Genomic DNA, 17,111 nt, shown 5'->3' on the forward strand with positions numbered 1-17,111 from the left:
GTGATGACGTTCTCGCCAGCCAAGGTCTTCCGGGTCGCCGCATTAGCTCTGTCTGTTTCCAGTCTCTGCATTGCCAATGTCGCAGAAGCATGCACCCGCTTCGTTTATCTCGGAGCAGACGGTCAGGTCATGACGGCGCGGTCCATGGATTGGAAAAGCGATGTGATGACCAATCTCTATGTCCTGCCGAAGGGCATGGAGCGGACAGGGGAAGCGGGGCCGAACTCGATCAAGTGGACGTCGAAATACGGAAGCGTGGTCGCCACGGGCTACGATGTCTCGACCACCGATGGTGTCAACGAGGCGGGGTTGGCGGCAAACCTCTTGTGGCTGGTCGAATCCCAATATCCGCCCTTCGGCAAGGATAGCAAACCGGGCCTGACGATCGCCGCTTGGGCCCAATATGTGCTCGACAATTTCGCGACGGTGGAAGAAGCCGTTGCCGATCTCGAGAAACAGCCTTTCACCATCGTCACCGACAATGTGCCGGGTGAAGATCGGCTTACGACGCTGCATCTCTCCATCTCGGACGCTTCGGGCGACAGTGCCATTGTCGAATATATCGGCGGCAAGCAGGTCATCCATCACAGCCGCGACTATCAGGTGATGACCAATTCGCCGATCTTCGATCAGCAACTGGCGCTGAATGCCTATTGGAAGCAGATCGGCGGCACCGTCATGCTTCCGGGTACCAACCGCGCTGCAGATCGCTTCGCCCGTGCCTCGTTCTACGTCAATGCCATCCCGAAATTCGAGGATCCCAACCGCTCGGTCGCCAGTGTTTTCAGCGTGATCCGCAATGTGTCGGTGCCTTTCGGGCTGAATACGCCGGATGAACCCAACATTTCCTCAACGCGCTGGCGCACGGTCGTCGATCACAAGCGAAGACTCTATTTCTTTGAATCCGCGCTGACACCGAACACGTTCTGGATCGACCTCAAGGCGATCGATTTTTCGGCGGATACGGGCAAGGTGATGCGGCTCGATCTCGGGGCCAACCAGGATCACACCTTTTCAGGCAATGCGACGACTGATTTCAAGCCGGCTCCCGCCTTCCATTTCCTCGGTCTGAAAACCTGATCCGGGCGGCATGTGCGAGATCCTACAGGCAGGGACCGCGGCAGAGCGTGCAAATGTCGCTCTTCGTATTGCCCTAGACGGGGCGGAGCGCTAAGACGCGTCACATCGCTTGCCATCCCGTTCGAGGAGCCTCGTCCATGTCGCATACCGAAGTCTTCTTCTCCCGCCCGCTTGCCGAAACCGATCCGGAAATCTTCGGCTCGATCCAGAAGGAGCTCGGTCGTCAGCGCCACGAGATCGAGCTGATCGCGTCCGAAAACATCGTCTCCCGCGCCGTTCTTGAAGCGCAGGGCTCGATCATGACCAACAAATATGCCGAAGGCTATCCGGGCAAGCGTTATTACGGCGGCTGCCAGTTCGTCGATATCGCCGAAGAACTTGCCATCGAGCGCGCCAAGAAGCTGTTCGGTGTCAACTTCGCCAACGTCCAGCCGAATTCGGGTTCGCAGATGAACCAGGCCGTGTTCCTCGCGCTGCTGCAGCCAGGCGACACGTTCATGGGTCTCGACCTCAATTCGGGTGGTCACCTGACCCACGGTTCGCCGGTCAACATGTCCGGCAAGTGGTTCAACGTCGTCTCCTACGGCGTGCGTGAAGACGACAACCTGCTCGACATGGACGACGTTGCCGCCAAGGCGCGCGAACACAAGCCGAAGCTCATCATCGCCGGCGGCACTGCCTATTCCCGCATCTGGGACTGGAAGCGTTTCCGCGAGATCGCCGATGAAGTCGGCGCTTACCTGATGGTCGACATGGCGCATATCGCCGGTCTCGTTGCCGGTGGCCAGCATCCGTCGCCGTTCCCGCATTGCCACGTTGCCACCACCACGACCCACAAGTCGCTGCGCGGCCCGCGCGGTGGCGTGATCCTGACGAATGACGAGGATTTGGCGAAAAAATTCAACTCGGCCGTTTTCCCCGGCCTGCAGGGCGGCCCGCTGATGCACATCATCGCCGCCAAGGCCGTTGCCTTCGGTGAAGCACTGCAGCCGGAATTCAAGGATTACGCAGCCCAGATCGTCAAGAACGCCAAGGCTCTGTCGGAAACGCTGGTTGCCGGCGGCCTCGACATCGTCTCGGGCGGCACCGACAACCACCTGATGCTGGTCGATCTGCGCAAGAAGAACGCCACCGGCAAGCGCGCCGAGGCTGCTCTCGGTCGCGGTTACATCACCTGCAACAAGAACGGCATCCCGTTCGACCCTGAAAAGCCGTTCGTAACCTCCGGCGTCCGCCTTGGCACGCCGGCCGGCACGACGCGCGGCTTCAAGGAAGCCGAGTTCAAGGAAATCGGTAACTTCATCGTCGAGGTTCTCGATGGTCTGAAGGCTGCCAATTCCGACGAGGGCAATGCTGCCGTCGAAGCGGCTGTCCGCGAAAAGGTCGTCGGTCTGACCGATCGTTTCCCGATGTACCCCTACCTCTAAGGAGAGCCGATGCGCTGCCCGTTCTGCGGCTCTGAAGATACCCAGGTCAAGGACAGTCGTCCGGCGGAGGATTTTACCTCCATCCGCCGGCGCCGCATCTGTCCGGATTGCGGTGGCCGTTTCACCACATTCGAACGCGTGCAATTGCGCGAACTGATGGTGTTGAAGAAGACCGGCCGCAAGGTGCCGTTTGCCCGCGACAAGCTGGTGCGGTCCTTCCAGATCGCGCTGCGCAAGCGTCCTGTCGAACCCGACCGGATCGAACGCGCCGTCTCGGGTATCGTGCGCCGCCTTGAAAGCTCCGGTGAGTCGGAAATCTCATCCGAACAGATCGGCTTGCAGGTGCTCGAAGCGCTGAAGAGCCTCGATGATGTCGGCTTCGTGCGTTATGCCTCGGTCTATCGCGATTTCTCCCATGCGGAGGATTTCGAGAAGGTGATCGAGGAGATCAACGCCAAGCTCGCACGCGATCCGGGGCTGGAATCCGGGAGCGACAGCTGATGAGCGTTGCCGAAGACCGGCGTTTCATGGCAGCCGCATTGCGGCTGTCGCAATGGCACTCCGGCCTGACGGCAACCAATCCTTCGGTCGGCTGCATCGTCGTTAAAGACGGTGCGATCGTCGGCCAGGCCGTGACCGCCGTTGGCGGCCGCCCCCATGCCGAAACCCAGGCGCTTGCCGTTGCCGGTGAAAAGGCGAGGGGCGCAACAGTCTACGTCACGCTCGAACCCTGCTCCCATTACGGACGCACGCCGCCCTGCGCCAATGCGCTGGTGGCTGCAGGTGTTGCCCGCGTCGTCGTTTGCCTCAACGACCCTGATCCACGCGTCTCCGGTCGCGGCTTCGGCATCCTGCGTGAAGCCGGTATCGTCGTCGAAGCCGGATTGCTGGAAGAGCAGGGGCGCCGGGTGCTCGCCGCCTATCTCTCGCGTCAGGTGAGAGGACGGCCCTATGTGACTCTCAAACTTGCCGTTTCCGCCGATGGCATGCTCGGCCGCAAGGGGGAGGAACTGGTGGTCACCGGTCCCCAGTCGCGTGCGCAGGTGCATATGATGCGCGCCGAAAACGACGCGATCCTTGTCGGTATCGGCACGGCGCTGGTGGACGATCCGGAACTGACGGTTCGCCTTCCGGGACTGGAAAACCGCTCTCCGCTCAGGATCGTCCTCGATCGCCGGCTGGAACTGCCTCTGTCGTCCAAGCTGGTGAAATCGACCTCGACCGTTCCCGTCGTCGCCGTCACCGATCCTTTCTGCGATACCCATCCGTCCAACGAAGGACGTGTCAGGGCGCTGATGTCGGCGGGCGTGGAAGTTCTGCAGGCCGCCAATCTCGATGATCTTCTCGCCAATCTCGCAACGCGTGGGATTTCCTCGCTGATGGTCGAGGGCGGGGCCAAGGTCGGCCGCAGTTTCCTTGAGGCCGGGCTGGTCGACCGCCTTGTCCTTGCTCAGTCGGAACTCGTCGTCGGTGCGGGTGGCATTGAATCGCCCGCCACGCCCTCCGATATTCCTGTGGGATTTCAGTGTGTGCGGCAGGAGCGCTTCGGCGCCGACCGCAGCTTCGAATATGAAAGAGGCCTTTGATGTTTACGGGTATTGTTACCGATATCGGCACCGTTTCCGAACTGACCCCTCTCGATGAGGGCGTGAAGCTGCGCATCTCGACGAATTACGATCCGAAGACGATCGATCTCGGCGCTTCGATTGCCCATGGCGGTGTCTGCCTGACAGTGACCACGCTTCCTGAAGACGGCAGCAACGAGCGCTGGTTCGAGGTGGAGGCCTGGGAAGAGGCGCTGCGCCTGACGACGATCGCATCCTGGGAAAAGGGCACGCGGATCAACCTTGAGCGGGCGCTGAAGATCGGCGACGAACTCGGCGGACACATCGTGTCCGGCCATGTCGATGGTAAGGCCGAAATTCTGGCGGTTGAATCAGAAGGCGAGGCGGTTCGCATCACCTTGCGTGCACCTGAAGATCTGGCGCGCTTCGTCGCTCCCAAGGGCTCGGTTGCGCTCGACGGTACCTCGCTGACGGTCAATGCCGTCAACGGCACGGATTTCGACATCCTGCTCATCCGCCACACGCTTGCCGTCACCACCTGGGGCGACCGCAAGCCGGGCGATTTCATCAATTTCGAAGTGGACACTATGGCGCGGTATGCGGCCCGCCTGGCGGAGTTCCCCGCCAAGGCCTGAGGTCTTTCAGTGTCCGATCGGCTGTGAGAACTGGCGGTGGATTTCCGCAAACTGCGGAGCCACATCGCCGAAGGCGGCAACGACGGCCGGGTCGAAATGCTTGCCGCTTTCTTCCGTGATGATGGAAACCGCTTCGTTGTGGCTCATAGCGGGTTTATAGACCCGTTCCGATACCAGCGCGTCATAGACATCCGCGACAGCCATGATGCGGCCGGCAAGCGGAATATCCTCGCCCTTCAGGCCTCGTGGATAGCCCGTCCCGTCCCACTTTTCATGGTGGCAATGGGCAATTTCCTTGGCGAGGCTTAGGAAGGGATTGCTCGAGCCGATATAGCGCTCGGCCGTGGCAATCGCCGTGCGGCCGAGATCGGCATGGGTCTTCATGATGTCGTATTCCGCCCGGTCGAGCCGCCCCGGCTTTTGCAGGATGCGATCGGGAATGCCCACCTTGCCGATATCGTGGAGCGGAGCCGACTTGTAGAGCAGGTCGACAAACTCCTCATCGAGACCGTTGGTTTCCGGCTCACGTCGGTTGAGCGCCTCGGCAAGCACCCGGACGTAATGCTGCGTGCGGCGGATATGGTCGCCGGTTTCATGGTCGCGCGTCTCGGCAAGCGATGCCATGGCAAGGATCATCGCATCGCGGGCGCGCGCCGCTTCGTCCCGCGCTTCGGCAAGTGAGTTCGTCAGTGCCACATTGGCCATCGCCACTGCTGCGGTATTGGCGATGCGCTGCAGCCGGTAGACGCTATCGTCCGGTGGCGTGCCGACCTTTGCCCAATAGGCCCCGATAGCACCCAACGGATCACCCGGCCGCAATGGAACCATTGCCAGGCTTTTGACGAAGGTCGGGCGATAGGCGTCCTGCGGAATGCGCGGGTCCTTGGTTATATCGTCGATCACCACCACTTGCGAATGCTGCATCGCCCAGCCGGAGATACAGGCCTCCATTGGAAAACGCTGGCCTTTCCAAAGCGGCTGGATAGCATCCTCATCCACATAGAAGCATTCGTTTTTGTCGCGCAGGATGAAGGCGAGACCATCGGCACCGATCAGGCGGCGCGCGGACTGCCTGACCACGGTCATGATCTCCTCAAGACCGCGGGCCATCGATATCTTCAGCAGCAGGTCGTCCATGTCATCCATCTGGAAACGGTGCTTTTCCATTATCCACCTGCATCTATGCGTCGAATAATAGATGTCTAATAAAACGAAGGTGGCAAGAGTGATACGCTTTGTTTCTTTAGTTTAACAGATAATTAATTACTGGCTACAGAGATGATCCGGACCGGGATTGATGAAGTATTATGGGGCAGCCTTATGTCATCCTATTCCCGGCATGCAGGCCTCGTTCCCGCAAAATCGCTTGCCAAGTGCCTCACGGCGTGTTTTGACCGCGCCCATGCTCAAAGTCCGCCACTTGCCGGACCGAATACACGTATCTTAAGGTGATCCATGTCGCTCGAAACCGCTCCACACATCCTGATCGTAGAAGCTCGCTTCTATGATGATATGGCCGATGCACTGCTCGACGGAGCAACCTCGGCACTCAAGGAGGCGGGAGCGACCTTTGACGTGATCACGGTTCCCGGTGCGCTGGAAATTCCGCCGACCATCGCCATGGCGCTCGATGCGTCCGAAAACGGTGGCGCCGAATATGACGGTTTCGTTGCTCTCGGCATGGTGATCCGCGGCGAAACCTATCACTTCGACATCGTCTCGAACGAATCCTCGCGCGCATTGATGGATCTTGCCGTCTCTGAATCACTTGCCATCGGCAACGGCATCATGACCGTAGAGAACGACGATCAGGCTTGGGCGCGTGCCCGCCGTTCGGACAAGGACAAGGGTGGCTTTGCAGCCCGTGCGGCACTGACCATGATCGCCGTGCGCGAAAAGCTGAACGGTGCACGCTGATGTCTAACGAAGAAAAACAGATCAAGCCGGTTAACCAGCGCGGTGCAGCGCGTCTCGCAGCCGTGCAGGCGCTCTACCAGATGGATATCGGCGGCACCGGCGTTCTGGAAGTCGTGGCCGAATACGAGGCCCATCGCCTCGGCCAGGAACTTGACGGCGACACCTATCTGAAGGCCGACCCGTCCTGGTTCCGCTCCATCGTTTCCGGCGTCGTCCGCGACCAGACCAAGATCGACCCGATCGTGCGTTCCTCGCTGCAGGAAGACTGGCCGCTCTCGCGCCTTGATTCGACGCTGCGTGCGATCCTGCGCGCCGGCACATTCGAAATCCTCGAGCGCAAGGATGTTCCGGTTCCGGTCATCGTCACCGAATATGTCGAGATCGCGCGCGCCTTCTTCGAGGAAGACGAGCCGCGCATCGTCAATGCGGTTCTCGACCGGATCGCCAAACAGGTCCGTAGCGACAAGAAATAACAGGTAGGCAGACATGGACGGTGTGGTGGACGGTCTTCAGACGCAGATGCGCGCCGCCCGCCGCAATGTCGCGCTTCTGGCCGCAAGCCAGGCGATCCTCGGATCGGCAGCACCCCTGTCGATCGCGGTCGGATCGATTGCCGGATATCAGTTGCTCGGCGACGACAAGTCTCTCGCTACAGCTCCGATCACTGCATTCAATGTGGGTACCGCCTGCGGCGCGGTTGTCATCGCGCTTCTGTCACGTTTTCTCGGCCGTCGCGAAGCCTTCATGGCTGGCTGCCTGATCGGGGCCGCTGGCGGCGCTTTCGCCGCGATCGCACTTTTCCGCGAAAGCTTCTGGCTCTTTGCTCTTGCGCTTCTGTTCATCGGCACCTCTTCTGGCTTCACCCAAAAAATCCGTTTTGCCGCTGCCGATGCCTCGCCATCGTCCTACAAGCCGAAGGCGATTTCCTGGATCCTCGGGGCAGGCATCGTTTCCGCCGTGCTCGGGCCGCAGATCGTCATATGGGCCAAGGACTGGTTTGCACCAGTCACCTTTGCCGGCACCTTCATCGCGCTCGTTCCGGTTTGCCTCGTCGCGATCGGTATCTTCGCCTTTCTCCGTCTTCCCGAAAAGAAGACCGTCGCCCAAAGCTCCGAACCTGCAAGGCCGCTGAAAGAGATCGTGCTGACGCAGCGTTTCTTGACCGGCATGATCTGCGGCATCTGCATCTATGCGTTGATGACCTTCGTCATGACCGGCGCGCCGCTTGCCATGGTGATCGGCTGCGGTTTCCCGCCTGAAATGGCCACGCTCGGCATCCAGTGGCATGTGCTGGCCATGTTCGGCCCGAGCTTCATCACCGGATCGCTGATCTCTCGGTTTGGCGCGGAAAAGGTGGTCGCGACAGGCGTTCTCGTTATGATGGGCTGCGCCGTTGTCGCGCATCTCGGCATCGAGCTGTGGAATTTCTGGGGCGCGCTGGTGCTGCTCGGCATCGGCTGGAATTTCGGCTTTATCGGCTCGACCGCGATCGTTGCGTCGAGCTATCGCCCGCATGAGGCCGACAAGGTCCAGGGCTTTCACGACATCGTGCTGTTCGGCACCGTAGCGCTGTCGTCCTTCTCCTCAGGCAAGGTCTTCGTCACCTGGGGTTGGTCCTTCATCAACATGGTCATCTGGCCGGTTGCGGTGATCTGCCTTCTGTTGATTGCAGCCCTGCTGTTCAGACGGTCCTCTGCGAAGTCTGCGTAAGGCGAGCGTTAACTCATATTACAACCTGCGTCCATTTGAGCCCTTGTCCGTGCAGGGCTTGACGTCATTTCATCTCCACCGCAATCTCATCTTCGCATGGCGGAAACGCATCCTTGGGAGGGGAGCGCGCCCGTATGGAAGATGCGCGACCGGGATTTTTCGGCCCGGCGGTTAGGGAGAGGAAAATAGTATGACAGTCATTTTGAGTGTGATCGTCTGCGGTCTGCTGTCGATCATTTATGCCGTGTGGGCGACGCGTTCCGTTCTCGCCGCCGATCAGGGCAACGAGCGCATGCAGGAAATCGCTGGCTATATCCGCGAAGGGGCACAGGCCTATCTCGCACGCCAGTATCTGACGATCGCCATAGTCGGCGTCGTCGTTGCCATCCTTGCATGGCTGCTTCTGTCCGGCACGGCAGCCTTGGGCTTTATAATCGGCGCGGTCCTGTCCGGCGCCGCAGGTTTTATTGGCATGCATGTCTCCGTCCGGGCCAATGTCCGCACGGCGCAGGCTTCTTCGCATAGCCTTGCAGCAGGCCTCGATATCGCCTTCAAGTCGGGCGCTATCACAGGCATGTTGGTGGCCGGTCTCGCACTCCTCGGCGTGTCGATCTACTACTGGGTGCTGACCTCCGGTCTCGGCCATGCAAGCAGTTCGCGCGAGGTCATCGATGCGCTCGTCGCGCTTGGTTTCGGCGCCTCGCTGATTTCTATCTTTGCCCGTCTCGGCGGCGGCATCTTCACCAAGGGCGCAGATGTCGGTGGTGACCTTGTCGGCAAGGTCGAAGCCGGTATTCCGGAAGACGATCCACGCAACCCGGCTACGATTGCCGATAACGTCGGCGACAATGTCGGTGATTGCGCCGGCATGGCGGCCGACCTGTTCGAGACCTATGCGGTCTCTGTCGTTGCGACCATGGTGCTCGCAGCGATCTTCTTCGCCGGCGCTCCGGTGCTCGAATCGGCAATGCTCTATCCGCTAGCCATCTGCGGCGTCTGCATCGTCACCTCGATCATCGGCACCTTCTTCGTCAAGCTCGGCAGCAATGGTTCGATCATGGGCGCGCTCTACAAGGGCCTGATCGCAACCGGCGTTCTTTCCATCTTCGGTCTGGCTGTCGCCACGTCGATGACGGTCGGCTGGGGTGTGATCGGCACCGTTGCGGGTAAGGAAATCACCGGCACCAGCCTGTTCGTATGCGGCCTTGTCGGCCTCGTCGTCACCGCCTTGATCGTCGTCATCACCGAATACTATACCGGCACCAACAAGCGGCCGGTCAATTCTATTGCCCAGGCGTCGGTCACCGGTCACGGCACCAACGTTATCCAGGGCCTTGCCGTATCGCTTGAATCAACGGCGCTTCCGGCAATCGTCATCGTCGGCGGCATCATCGCCACCTACCAGTTTGGCGGCCTCTTCGGCACCGGTATTGCCGTCACCGCCATGCTCGGCCTTGCCGGCATGATCGTTGCGCTCGACGCTTTCGGTCCGGTCACCGACAATGCCGGTGGTATCGCCGAAATGTCCCATCTGCCGCCGGAGGTCCGCAAGTCGACCGACGCGCTCGATGCCGTCGGCAACACGACCAAGGCCGTCACCAAGGGCTATGCGATCGGTTCCGCTGGTCTCGGCGCGCTCGTGCTGTTTGCCGCATACTCCAACGACCTGCAGTATTTTGCCGCCAATCCGCAGCAATATCCCTACTTCGAAGGGGTAGGGGCGATCTCGTTCAGCCTTGCCAATCCTTACGTCGTGGCAGGTCTGATCTTCGGTGGCTTGATCCCTTATCTCTTCGGCGGCATTGCCATGACCGCAGTCGGCAAGGCGGCAGGCTCGATCGTCGAGGAAGTGCGTCGCCAGTTCCGCGACAAACCGGGCATCATGCAGGGCACAGATCGTCCCGACTATGGCCGCGCCGTCGATATCCTCACCAAGGCCGCGATCCGGGAAATGATCATCCCGTCGCTTCTGCCGGTGCTTGCGCCGATCGTCGTCTATTTCGGTGTTCTGCTGATTTCCGGTGGTGACAAGGCTTCGGCCTTTGCGGCCCTTGGTGCCTCGCTTCTCGGCGTCATCGTCAATGGTCTCTTCGTCGCCATTTCCATGACCTCGGGGGGCGGCGCATGGGACAACGCCAAGAAGAGCTTCGAGGACGGTTTCGTCGACAAGGACGGCCAGCGTCACCTGAAGGGCTCTGACGCGCACAAGGCATCGGTTACGGGCGATACCGTCGGTGATCCCTACAAGGATACGGCAGGCCCGGCCGTCAACCCGGCAATCAAGATCACCAATATCGTGGCCTTGCTGCTGCTGGCGATTCTTGCTGGCTAAAACAGGCTACGTTTAAACGAAAGAAGCCCGCGGATCGCTCCGCGGGCTTCTTTGTATTCGATGTCGTGTTAATTGCTGAGCAGGCTGCGCATTGCTGCGGCACCCGCGCCGCCGGGGCCGGAGCCGCCGGAAAGAATCTGCTGCAGGAAGGTCAGGTCGCGACCGCCGGTCGGCGTCGTGCGCGAGATGGTGTCGAACACCTTGCCGTCCTGAAGCGTGTAGTTCGCCTTGCGCGCGACAACGCCTTCCTTGTTGAGGTAGATGGCCAGAACCGTCTGCTCAACCAACTTCGGCTTCATGAAGGCGGCTGCGCGTTCGCGCCGCTGGGAAATGTAATAGAGAACTTCCGAATCGAAGGTCGCCGTCGTCGAAGGCGTGCCCATCGTCAGCAGGACCTGTTCGCGGCTCGAACCTTCCGGGATCAGAGCGAGAGACTTCTGGTCGATCACATAGCCGTTATACATGGTGTCGCCGATATCCATCGACGTGCAGCCAGCGGCGGTAACGGAAGCGATAAGTACCAGGCTGATGGCGGTTTTATTCAGAAATTTCATACCGTACTCGACTGTCCGCTTCTTCAACGGGATCCCCCAGGTAAACGAGACCGGCGCTTGAGGCCGGACTTCTGCTGTTCATCACCATTGTGGCTATTCCGGGGACGAGAACCCTTGGAACGCCAAACGTTTTACGGATCGAAAGCATCCCGACTACGGCCCCGGCCGAACGGCATTGCAATTCGCGCCTGCTTCGGTAAACCAGCTTTCGTTTCCATGCAACATTGGGCCCGGTCATTCGCGGGACTTATCGATGATCTTCGGGCTATTCAAAAAGAAAAAACACAATCAGGTCATTGTCGAGCGCCAATACGCTGCATTGACCTCTGCTGCGCGCATTCCCTTTTTCTATACCGATCTCGGCGTGCCTGACACTGTCATGGGGCGCTACGAGATGCTGTCGGTCGTGATGATCCTGTTTTTTCGCCGCACAGCAAAGTCCTCGACTAGCGGACAGGAACTGGCGCAGGAGATCGTGGATGCCTTTTTCCAGGATCTTGACCACTCTATCCGCGAACTCGGAATTGGCGACCAGGGCGTGCCGAAACGCATGAAGAAACTCGCCGGCATGTTTTACGGCCGGCTCGAGACCTATGCGAAGGCGCTGGACGCCGGTGATGCCGCGGAGTTGGCTAAAAGCCTTGCCCGCAATATATACCCGGAAAACCAGTCTTCGCCGGATATGAGCCGCCTGGCCATATGGATGGTAGAAACGGAGCGGCATCTCGCCGCAACGCCGGAAGACGATATCGCCCGCGGCAACGCGGTCATCCCGTCGCCTGTGAATGGCTGAAGGGAAAAGTGAGGAAAGATGAAAAACGATAACAACACGGGCGGCAAACCGCCATTTTCCTATTCCGTCAAGGTTGGAAACATCTCCGCCAACGCCGTGACGGTGAAAGTTTCTGCCGACGACCGGGAGCGCAAGGAACTTGCCGATATGTGGCAGGTGCTCGAGGTGAAGTCGATCAAGGCGGAAGTCTATCTGTCGCGCTGGAAGAAGGACGGTGTCCGCGTCAAGGGCCGGGTCGAGGCCGAGATCGTACAGGCTTGCGTCGTCACGCTGGAGCCGGTCGAATCGCGCATCGACGAAGAGTTTGAGCAGATCTTCGTGCCCGAGGGCTCGAAGCTTGCCCGCGTCGTCGCTAAGGATGCAGCCGAGATGGTGCTTGATCCTGACGGCCCGGATCTTCCCGAGGAGTTCGCCGGAGACGCGATCGATATCGGCGAGGCGATCACCGAGTTCGCAGCGCTTGCGATCGATCCATATCCCCGCAAACAGGGGGTGGAGTTTTCTGACCATATCGAGAGCACTGCCGATGCCAAGAGTGATCGGCCAAACCCATTCGCGGCGCTCAAGGACTGGAAAAAAGACTAGGCCTGTTGTAAGCGGCGGCGAAAACTATATTTTGGCCACGATTTCGCCGGCAGGGCCAAGCATGAGCATGGCCGGAATGCTGACGACGACCGCTGGACGGGTTTGAATGGCCGGTCTGCTCGGTCGAAGATAAGGATCAGATACGCGTGATCAGAATTTCTGTGGATGCCATGGGAGGTGATTTCGGTCCCGAGGTTGTCATACCCGGTACTGCAAAGGCTCTCGAACGGCACCCCGAAGCGACCTTCATCATCTATGGATTGAAGGCCGAATGCGAGCCGTGGCTCGCCAAATACCCGAAGCTGCGCGACCGCTCGACTTTCCACGAGTGCGAAGTCGCAGTCTCCATGGACGAAAAGCCGAGCGCTGCCTTGCGGCGCGGTCGCTATGTTTCCTCCATGTGGCGCTCCATCGAGGCGGTAAAGCTCGGCGAGGCCGATGTCTGCGTTTCTGCCGGCAATACCGGTGCTCTGATGGCCATGGCGAAATTCTGTTTGCGCACCATGGCCAATATCGAGCGCCCGGCAATCGCCGGCATCTGGCCGACCCTCAAGGGCGAGAGCATCGTTCTCGATATCGGTGCAACGATTGGTGCCGACAGCCAGCAGCTTCTCGATTTCGCTCTGATGGGCGGCGCCATGGCGCGCGCTCTGTTCGAGATCGACCGCCCGACCGTTGGCCTTCTCAACGTCGGTGTTGAAGAGGTCAAGGGCCAGGAAGAGGTCAAGGAAGCCGGTCGTCTGCTGCGCGAAGCAAACCTCCCGACAATCGCCTATCAGGGCTTTGTCGAAGGCAACGATATCGGCAAGGGCACGGTCGACGTCGTCGTCACCGAAGGTTTTACGGGCAATATCGCGCTGAAGACGGCTGAAGGCACGGCTCGTCAGATCGCTACACTGTTGCGTGAATCGATGTCGCGCACGTTTCTGGCTAAGATAGGGTATCTGCTGGCCAAGCCGGCCTTCGATCGCCTTCGTGAGAAAATGGACCCGAACAAGGTCAATGGCGGCGTATTCCTCGGCCTGAACGGCATCGTCATCAAGAGCCATGGCGGAACCAATGCCGAAGGTTTCGCCGCTGCAATCGATGTCGCCTATGACATGGCACGTAACGACCTGAACGCGAAGATCGCGCAGGATTTGACACTTTACCATGCCAAGCATCAGCCGCCGGCTGGTCCTGAAGCTGCATGACGACAGGATGTGATTGAGAATGATCCGATCAGTAGTTCGCGGTTATGGAGCAGCGCTCCCGAAACGGGTAATGACCAACCGTGATTTGGAAAGCATAGTCGACACGACCGACGAATGGATCGTGCAGCGTACCGGCATCACGCAGCGCTACATCGCCGGCGAAGGCGAGACGACGGCTTCGCTCGGCGAACAGGCGGCACGCGCAGCACTCGACAATGCCGGCCTGACGCCTGCCGATATCGATCTCATCCTCGTCGCCACTTCGACACCGGACAACACCTTCCCGGCAACCGCCGTCGACATCCAGCGCCGTCTCGGCATGGAACACGGTTACGCCTTCGACATGCAGGCCGTCTGCACCGGTTTCGTTTATGCGATGGCGACTGCCGATCTGCATATCCGTGGTGGAATGGCGCGCCGTGCTCTGGTCATCGGCGCCGAAACCTTCTCGCGCATTCTCGACTGGAAGGATCGCACCACCTGCGTGCTTTTCGGTGACGGTGCAGGTGCCCTCATTCTGGAAGCTGAGGAAGGCGAGGGGACCACGAGCGATCGCGGCATTCTCACATCCAAGCTGCGCTCCGACGGCTCCCACAAGGAAAAGCTCTATGTCGATGGCGGCCCGTCCTCGACCGGGACCGTTGGCCATCTGCGAATGGAAGGCCGGGAGGTCTTCAAGCATGCGGTTGCGATGATCACCGACGTGATCGAAGGGGCATTCGAAGCAACCGGCACGACGGCCGAGGATATCGACTGGCTGGTCCCGCACCAGGCCAACCGCCGCATCATCGATGCATCGGCCAAGAAGCTCGGCATCCCGCCGGAAAAAGTCGTGGTGACCGTGGATCTGCACGGAAATACCTCTGCGGCCTCCATCCCCTTGGCTCTTTCCGTCGCTCTTGCCGATGGCCGGATCAAGAAGGGCGATCTCGTGATGCTCGAAGCGATGGGCGGCGGCTTCACCTGGGGCTCCGTGCTGGTTCGCTGGTAGGAATGTCACGCCCACCTGGAACAAATAACTGATTGGCGACAGGTGCTTGACCCCCGTCGCCAAGCAAAATAGTCTTGGGTGGCTTTGACGAGATCAATTTGCAAACTGGGCGGGGATCATGGCCGGAAAGACAGTGACGCGTGCAGACTTGGCGGAATCGGTATTTCGCAAGGTTGGGCTCTCCCGGACTGAGTCGGCGGAGCTGGTAGAGACGGTGATCGACGAGATCTGCAACGCGATCATTCGCGGCGAGGTCGTCAAGCTTTCCTCTTTCGCGACCTTTCAGGTTCGTTCGAAAAACGAACGCATCGGCCGCAATCCGAAAACTGGTGAGGAAGTGCCGATTTCTCCGCGCCGGGTGATGACCTTCAAGGCTTCCAATGTTCTGAAGCAGCGAATCTTGAAGTCTCATACCAGCCGCAAGGCCAAGCAGAAGTCTGCGGCTCCAGTCGCCTGATCCCGTATTTTACCTCATTCCTGTGAACATGCTTGAATCCGCCACTTCAACCCATTGAGATAAGTGGGAAACGCGGCGTAGTCTTCTTCATCGCTCCGAAGGCCTGAATCGCTGTTCGGAAGATGCTGGCGTGGACTATGAGTTTTCGCAGGGCTGTTTCGCGCCATATCCGGCGCGCGGCTTTGCGCGGTGGGTCGGCTTGGCGGCTGCTGCTTGGAGGTTTGAGCGTGGAAAAAAGTCCGGATGCGTTCCGTACGATTAGCGAAGTGGCAGATGATCTGGATCTGCCGCAGCACGTTTTGCGCTTCTGGGAAACCCGCTTCACCCAGATCAAGCCGATGAAGCGTGGCGGTGGCCGCCGTTATTACCGGCCTGAAGACGTTGAGCTGCTCAAGGGCATCCGTCATCTGCTTTACGATCATGGCTACACGATCAAGGGCGTCCAGAAGCTCCTGAAGACGAACGGCAACAAATTCGTTGCTGCCATCGCATCGGGGGATGTTGCCACCATGGATGCGATCATCGCTTCCAGCGGTGAAAAACATTCAGAGCCGAAGGTCGGTGGTTCCGAAGAAGATCAAGTTCTCGGTCGCCCGAAAGTGAAGCCGAGCGGCCGCTTCTTCGGTTTCGGCTCGTCCAGCGATGATGACACTCTGGAAGTGTCGATTGGAAAGTCGAGTGTCGGCAAGGAGGATCGCGCCCTGCTGCAGGAAGCCCTGTTTGATCTTCTGGAATGCAAGCGCCTGCTCGATCAGGTCCGCTGAACGGCCAAAGGTGAACTCTACAACTATCTGTGATCACCCAAAATTGACCATTCACCTCTGGTTCACAGCGCAAGTTACATCATTTCACCTAGGGAGACATTCCAAGGAGAATGAAATGAAGAAGAAACTTGCAATCATTCTGGTGTCCGCAGTTACGGCCTTGACCGGTGTAGCGCCCGCAAATGCATTTCCGACAGTCGGCGTACCCACCGTACAGACCTCGCAAGCGGTAGAAAAGGTGCAATGGCGCGAAGGTCGCCATGACTGGCGCCGTTATGGCCCGCGTTATTCCGATCGCCGTTGGCGGGATGACCGTCGCTGGCGCGATGACCGCCGTTATTACGGTGACCGTCGCTGGCGCGATCATCGCCGCCATCGCAACTCGAATGCCGGTGCGATCATCGGTGGCCTGGCCGCAGGTGCACTGATCGGTGGGGCGCTGGCTGCACCTCGTTATGCACCGCCGCAGGAGCGTCGATATGTCGGCGGCGGCAACAGCCATGTGAATTGGTGCTATTCGCGCTACCGTTCGTATCGGGCCTACGACAACACCTTCCAACCCTATAACGGCCCGCGCCAGCAGTGCTATTCGCCTTACCGGTAAGGCTTACAGCACTTTCTGAAGCAATCCATGCCGCTCCGGGCTCCGGGGCGGCTTTTTTGTGAAGGCAGAAACGCTCTAAGGATTGGCCTTGAGGTAGGCGATCAGATCGTCGATCTCGGACTGGAACCACATGCCCCAGAAGCGCATGCTGGTATTTGGCACTTTGGTTTTGGGGCTGGAAAGGAATTCGGCAAGCGCCGCGTCATCCCAGATCAAGCCTGCCGCACCAGCCTCGGACATCGCTTTTGAATACCGGAAATCGGCAACACTGCCCGCAGGCCTTGCGAACACACCTTTCAGATGCGGACCGGCTTTGTTGGTATCGCTGTCGATTGAATGACAGGGACCCGCCTTGCCGGGATCAGGGCACAGATCGATTACAAGCACCGCCTTGGCACCTACTCACACAGGCTGTCCGCAGTCGTCGCGAATACGCTCGACTGGCATTCGACGCGACGGCTCCGGACATTGTTTTGGTGACGGACATCACCTAAATTCGAACCT

At 59.5% G+C, this 17,111-nt stretch carries 19 protein-coding genes; 16 read left to right on the forward strand and 3 right to left on the reverse strand.

The annotated features are described in order from the left end of the window. Positions 1-3 precede the first annotated feature (3 nt). The 5 genes from JNB91_RS08460 (at position 4) to JNB91_RS08480 (ending at position 4,707) form a co-directional block, all read left to right on the forward strand. Positions 4-1,080 carry a linear amide C-N hydrolase gene (locus tag JNB91_RS08460; protein ID WP_220325069.1) on the forward strand — a complete coding sequence of 359 codons (1,077 nt, stop codon included), beginning with the start codon at positions 4-6 and terminating at the stop codon, positions 1,078-1,080. A 137-nt stretch (positions 1,081-1,217) separates the two neighbouring features. Next, positions 1,218-2,507 (forward strand): serine hydroxymethyltransferase, encoded by a 1,290-nt coding sequence (glyA, locus tag JNB91_RS08465; RefSeq protein ID WP_220325070.1) that lies wholly within the window; start codon positions 1,218-1,220, stop codon positions 2,505-2,507. Between the two features lie 9 nt (positions 2,508-2,516). Then, positions 2,517-3,008: a transcriptional regulator NrdR gene (gene nrdR / locus JNB91_RS08470; protein ID WP_220325071.1), complete on the forward strand. Its 492-nt coding sequence runs from the start codon at positions 2,517-2,519 to the stop codon at positions 3,006-3,008. Continuing rightward, positions 3,008-4,093 carry a bifunctional diaminohydroxyphosphoribosylaminopyrimidine deaminase/5-amino-6-(5-phosphoribosylamino)uracil reductase RibD gene (gene ribD / locus JNB91_RS08475; RefSeq protein ID WP_220325072.1) on the forward strand — a complete coding sequence of 362 codons (1,086 nt, stop codon included), beginning with the start codon at positions 3,008-3,010 and terminating at the stop codon, positions 4,091-4,093. The genes nrdR and ribD overlap by 1 nt, the downstream gene beginning before the upstream one ends. After that, entirely contained in the window at positions 4,093-4,707 is a 615-nt protein-coding gene (locus JNB91_RS08480) for a riboflavin synthase (protein ID WP_220325073.1), read from the forward strand. Before ribD ends, JNB91_RS08480 begins: the two co-directional genes overlap by 1 nt. Before the next feature lie 6 nt (positions 4,708-4,713). On the opposite strand, the gene JNB91_RS08485 is transcribed toward JNB91_RS08480, so the two are convergent. Then, entirely contained in the window at positions 4,714-5,853 is a 1,140-nt protein-coding gene (locus JNB91_RS08485; protein ID WP_220325074.1) for a GAF and HD-GYP domain-containing protein, read from the reverse strand. A 309-nt stretch (positions 5,854-6,162) separates the two neighbouring features. Between JNB91_RS08485 and ribH the strand changes: the two genes are divergently transcribed. From ribH to JNB91_RS08505, 4 genes are all read left to right on the forward strand, one after another. Beyond that, positions 6,163-6,624 carry a 6,7-dimethyl-8-ribityllumazine synthase gene (ribH, locus tag JNB91_RS08490; RefSeq protein WP_220325075.1) on the forward strand — a complete coding sequence of 154 codons (462 nt, stop codon included), beginning with the start codon at positions 6,163-6,165 and terminating at the stop codon, positions 6,622-6,624. After that, positions 6,624-7,097 (forward strand): transcription antitermination factor NusB, encoded by a 474-nt coding sequence (gene nusB / locus JNB91_RS08495; protein WP_112510313.1) that lies wholly within the window; start codon positions 6,624-6,626, stop codon positions 7,095-7,097. The genes ribH and nusB overlap by 1 nt, the downstream gene beginning before the upstream one ends. A 13-nt stretch (positions 7,098-7,110) precedes the next feature. Further along, positions 7,111-8,334 (forward strand): MFS transporter, encoded by a 1,224-nt coding sequence (locus JNB91_RS08500; protein ID WP_220325076.1) that lies wholly within the window; start codon positions 7,111-7,113, stop codon positions 8,332-8,334. 190 nt (positions 8,335-8,524) lie between these two features. Further along, on the forward strand, positions 8,525-10,666 hold the full coding sequence (locus tag JNB91_RS08505; RefSeq protein WP_220325077.1) for a sodium-translocating pyrophosphatase: 2,142 nt from the start codon (positions 8,525-8,527) through the stop codon (positions 10,664-10,666). Positions 10,667-10,734: 68 nt separating this feature from the next. Here the strand turns inward: JNB91_RS08505 and JNB91_RS08510 are convergent, their stop codons facing one another. Then, positions 10,735-11,253 (reverse strand): outer membrane protein assembly factor BamE, encoded by a 519-nt coding sequence (locus JNB91_RS08510; RefSeq protein ID WP_220325230.1) that lies wholly within the window; start codon positions 11,251-11,253, stop codon positions 10,735-10,737. Between the two features lie 220 nt (positions 11,254-11,473). On the opposite strand from JNB91_RS08510, the gene JNB91_RS08515 reads away from it, so the two are divergent. The 7 genes from JNB91_RS08515 (at position 11,474) to JNB91_RS08545 (ending at position 16,607) form a co-directional block, all read left to right on the forward strand. Then, complete coding sequence (locus JNB91_RS08515; RefSeq protein WP_220325078.1) at positions 11,474-12,013, forward strand: ubiquinol-cytochrome C chaperone family protein; 540 nt, start codon at positions 11,474-11,476, stop codon at positions 12,011-12,013. An 18-nt stretch (positions 12,014-12,031) separates the two neighbouring features. Then, the gene (locus tag JNB91_RS08520) at positions 12,032-12,598 is read left to right on the forward strand and encodes a YceD family protein (protein ID WP_220325079.1); all 567 of its coding nucleotides are present in this window, start codon (positions 12,032-12,034) and stop codon (positions 12,596-12,598) included. A gap of 146 nt (positions 12,599-12,744) precedes the next feature. Further along, positions 12,745-13,791 carry a phosphate acyltransferase PlsX gene (gene plsX, locus JNB91_RS08525; RefSeq protein ID WP_220325080.1) on the forward strand — a complete coding sequence of 349 codons (1,047 nt, stop codon included), beginning with the start codon at positions 12,745-12,747 and terminating at the stop codon, positions 13,789-13,791. A 19-nt stretch (positions 13,792-13,810) separates the two neighbouring features. Continuing rightward, positions 13,811-14,782, forward strand: coding sequence for a beta-ketoacyl-ACP synthase III (locus JNB91_RS08530; RefSeq protein WP_220325081.1), 972 nt, complete (start codon positions 13,811-13,813; stop codon positions 14,780-14,782). 118 nt (positions 14,783-14,900) lie between these two features. Continuing rightward, positions 14,901-15,239, forward strand: a complete 339-nt coding sequence (locus tag JNB91_RS08535; RefSeq protein WP_139673127.1) for an integration host factor subunit alpha — start codon at positions 14,901-14,903, stop codon at positions 15,237-15,239. A 227-nt stretch (positions 15,240-15,466) separates the two neighbouring features. Next, on the forward strand, positions 15,467-16,003 hold the full coding sequence (locus JNB91_RS08540) for a MerR family transcriptional regulator (RefSeq protein WP_220325082.1): 537 nt from the start codon (positions 15,467-15,469) through the stop codon (positions 16,001-16,003). Positions 16,004-16,118: 115 nt separating this feature from the next. Beyond that, a complete protein-coding gene (locus JNB91_RS08545) occupies positions 16,119-16,607 on the forward strand; it encodes a BA14K family protein (RefSeq protein ID WP_220325083.1) in 489 nt (162 codons plus the stop codon). Positions 16,608-16,682: 75 nt separating this feature from the next. Here JNB91_RS08545 and JNB91_RS08550 read toward each other — a convergent pair whose 3' ends face one another. Next, positions 16,683-16,994: a c-type cytochrome gene (locus JNB91_RS08550; RefSeq protein ID WP_220325084.1), complete on the reverse strand. Its 312-nt coding sequence runs from the start codon at positions 16,992-16,994 to the stop codon at positions 16,683-16,685. Positions 16,995-17,111: the final 117 nt, after the last annotated feature.

The organism is Aliirhizobium wenxiniae (genome assembly GCF_019511445.1).
Classification (GTDB): domain Bacteria; phylum Pseudomonadota; class Alphaproteobacteria; order Rhizobiales; family Rhizobiaceae; genus Neorhizobium; species Neorhizobium wenxiniae_A.

What these genes read in the sequence shown, in the direction of transcription:
- JNB91_RS08480 (WP_220325073.1), top strand. Translation starts at nt 4,093, where the DNA reads ATGTTTACGGGTATTGTTACCGATATCGGCACCGTTTCCGAACTGACC.
- JNB91_RS08500 (WP_220325076.1), top strand. Translation starts at nt 7,111, where the DNA reads ATGGACGGTGTGGTGGACGGTCTTCAGACGCAGATGCGCGCCGCCCGC.
- JNB91_RS08485 (WP_220325074.1), bottom strand. Translation starts at nt 5,853, where the DNA reads ATGGATGACATGGACGACCTGCTGCTGAAGATATCGATGGCCCGCGGT.
- JNB91_RS08545 (WP_220325083.1), top strand. Translation starts at nt 16,119, where the DNA reads ATGAAGAAGAAACTTGCAATCATTCTGGTGTCCGCAGTTACGGCCTTG.
- JNB91_RS08530 (WP_220325081.1), top strand. Translation starts at nt 13,811, where the DNA reads ATGATCCGATCAGTAGTTCGCGGTTATGGAGCAGCGCTCCCGAAACGG.
- JNB91_RS08520 (WP_220325079.1), top strand. Translation starts at nt 12,032, where the DNA reads ATGAAAAACGATAACAACACGGGCGGCAAACCGCCATTTTCCTATTCC.
- JNB91_RS08505 (WP_220325077.1), top strand. Translation starts at nt 8,525, where the DNA reads ATGACAGTCATTTTGAGTGTGATCGTCTGCGGTCTGCTGTCGATCATT.
- ribH (WP_220325075.1), top strand. Translation starts at nt 6,163, where the DNA reads ATGTCGCTCGAAACCGCTCCACACATCCTGATCGTAGAAGCTCGCTTC.
- nrdR (WP_220325071.1), top strand. Translation starts at nt 2,517, where the DNA reads ATGCGCTGCCCGTTCTGCGGCTCTGAAGATACCCAGGTCAAGGACAGT.
- JNB91_RS08460 (WP_220325069.1), top strand. Translation starts at nt 4, where the DNA reads ATGACGTTCTCGCCAGCCAAGGTCTTCCGGGTCGCCGCATTAGCTCTG.
- ribD (WP_220325072.1), top strand. Translation starts at nt 3,008, where the DNA reads ATGAGCGTTGCCGAAGACCGGCGTTTCATGGCAGCCGCATTGCGGCTG.
- nusB (WP_112510313.1), top strand. Translation starts at nt 6,624, where the DNA reads ATGTCTAACGAAGAAAAACAGATCAAGCCGGTTAACCAGCGCGGTGCA.
- JNB91_RS08515 (WP_220325078.1), top strand. Translation starts at nt 11,474, where the DNA reads ATGATCTTCGGGCTATTCAAAAAGAAAAAACACAATCAGGTCATTGTC.
- JNB91_RS08535 (WP_139673127.1), top strand. Translation starts at nt 14,901, where the DNA reads ATGGCCGGAAAGACAGTGACGCGTGCAGACTTGGCGGAATCGGTATTT.
- glyA (WP_220325070.1), top strand. Translation starts at nt 1,218, where the DNA reads ATGTCGCATACCGAAGTCTTCTTCTCCCGCCCGCTTGCCGAAACCGAT.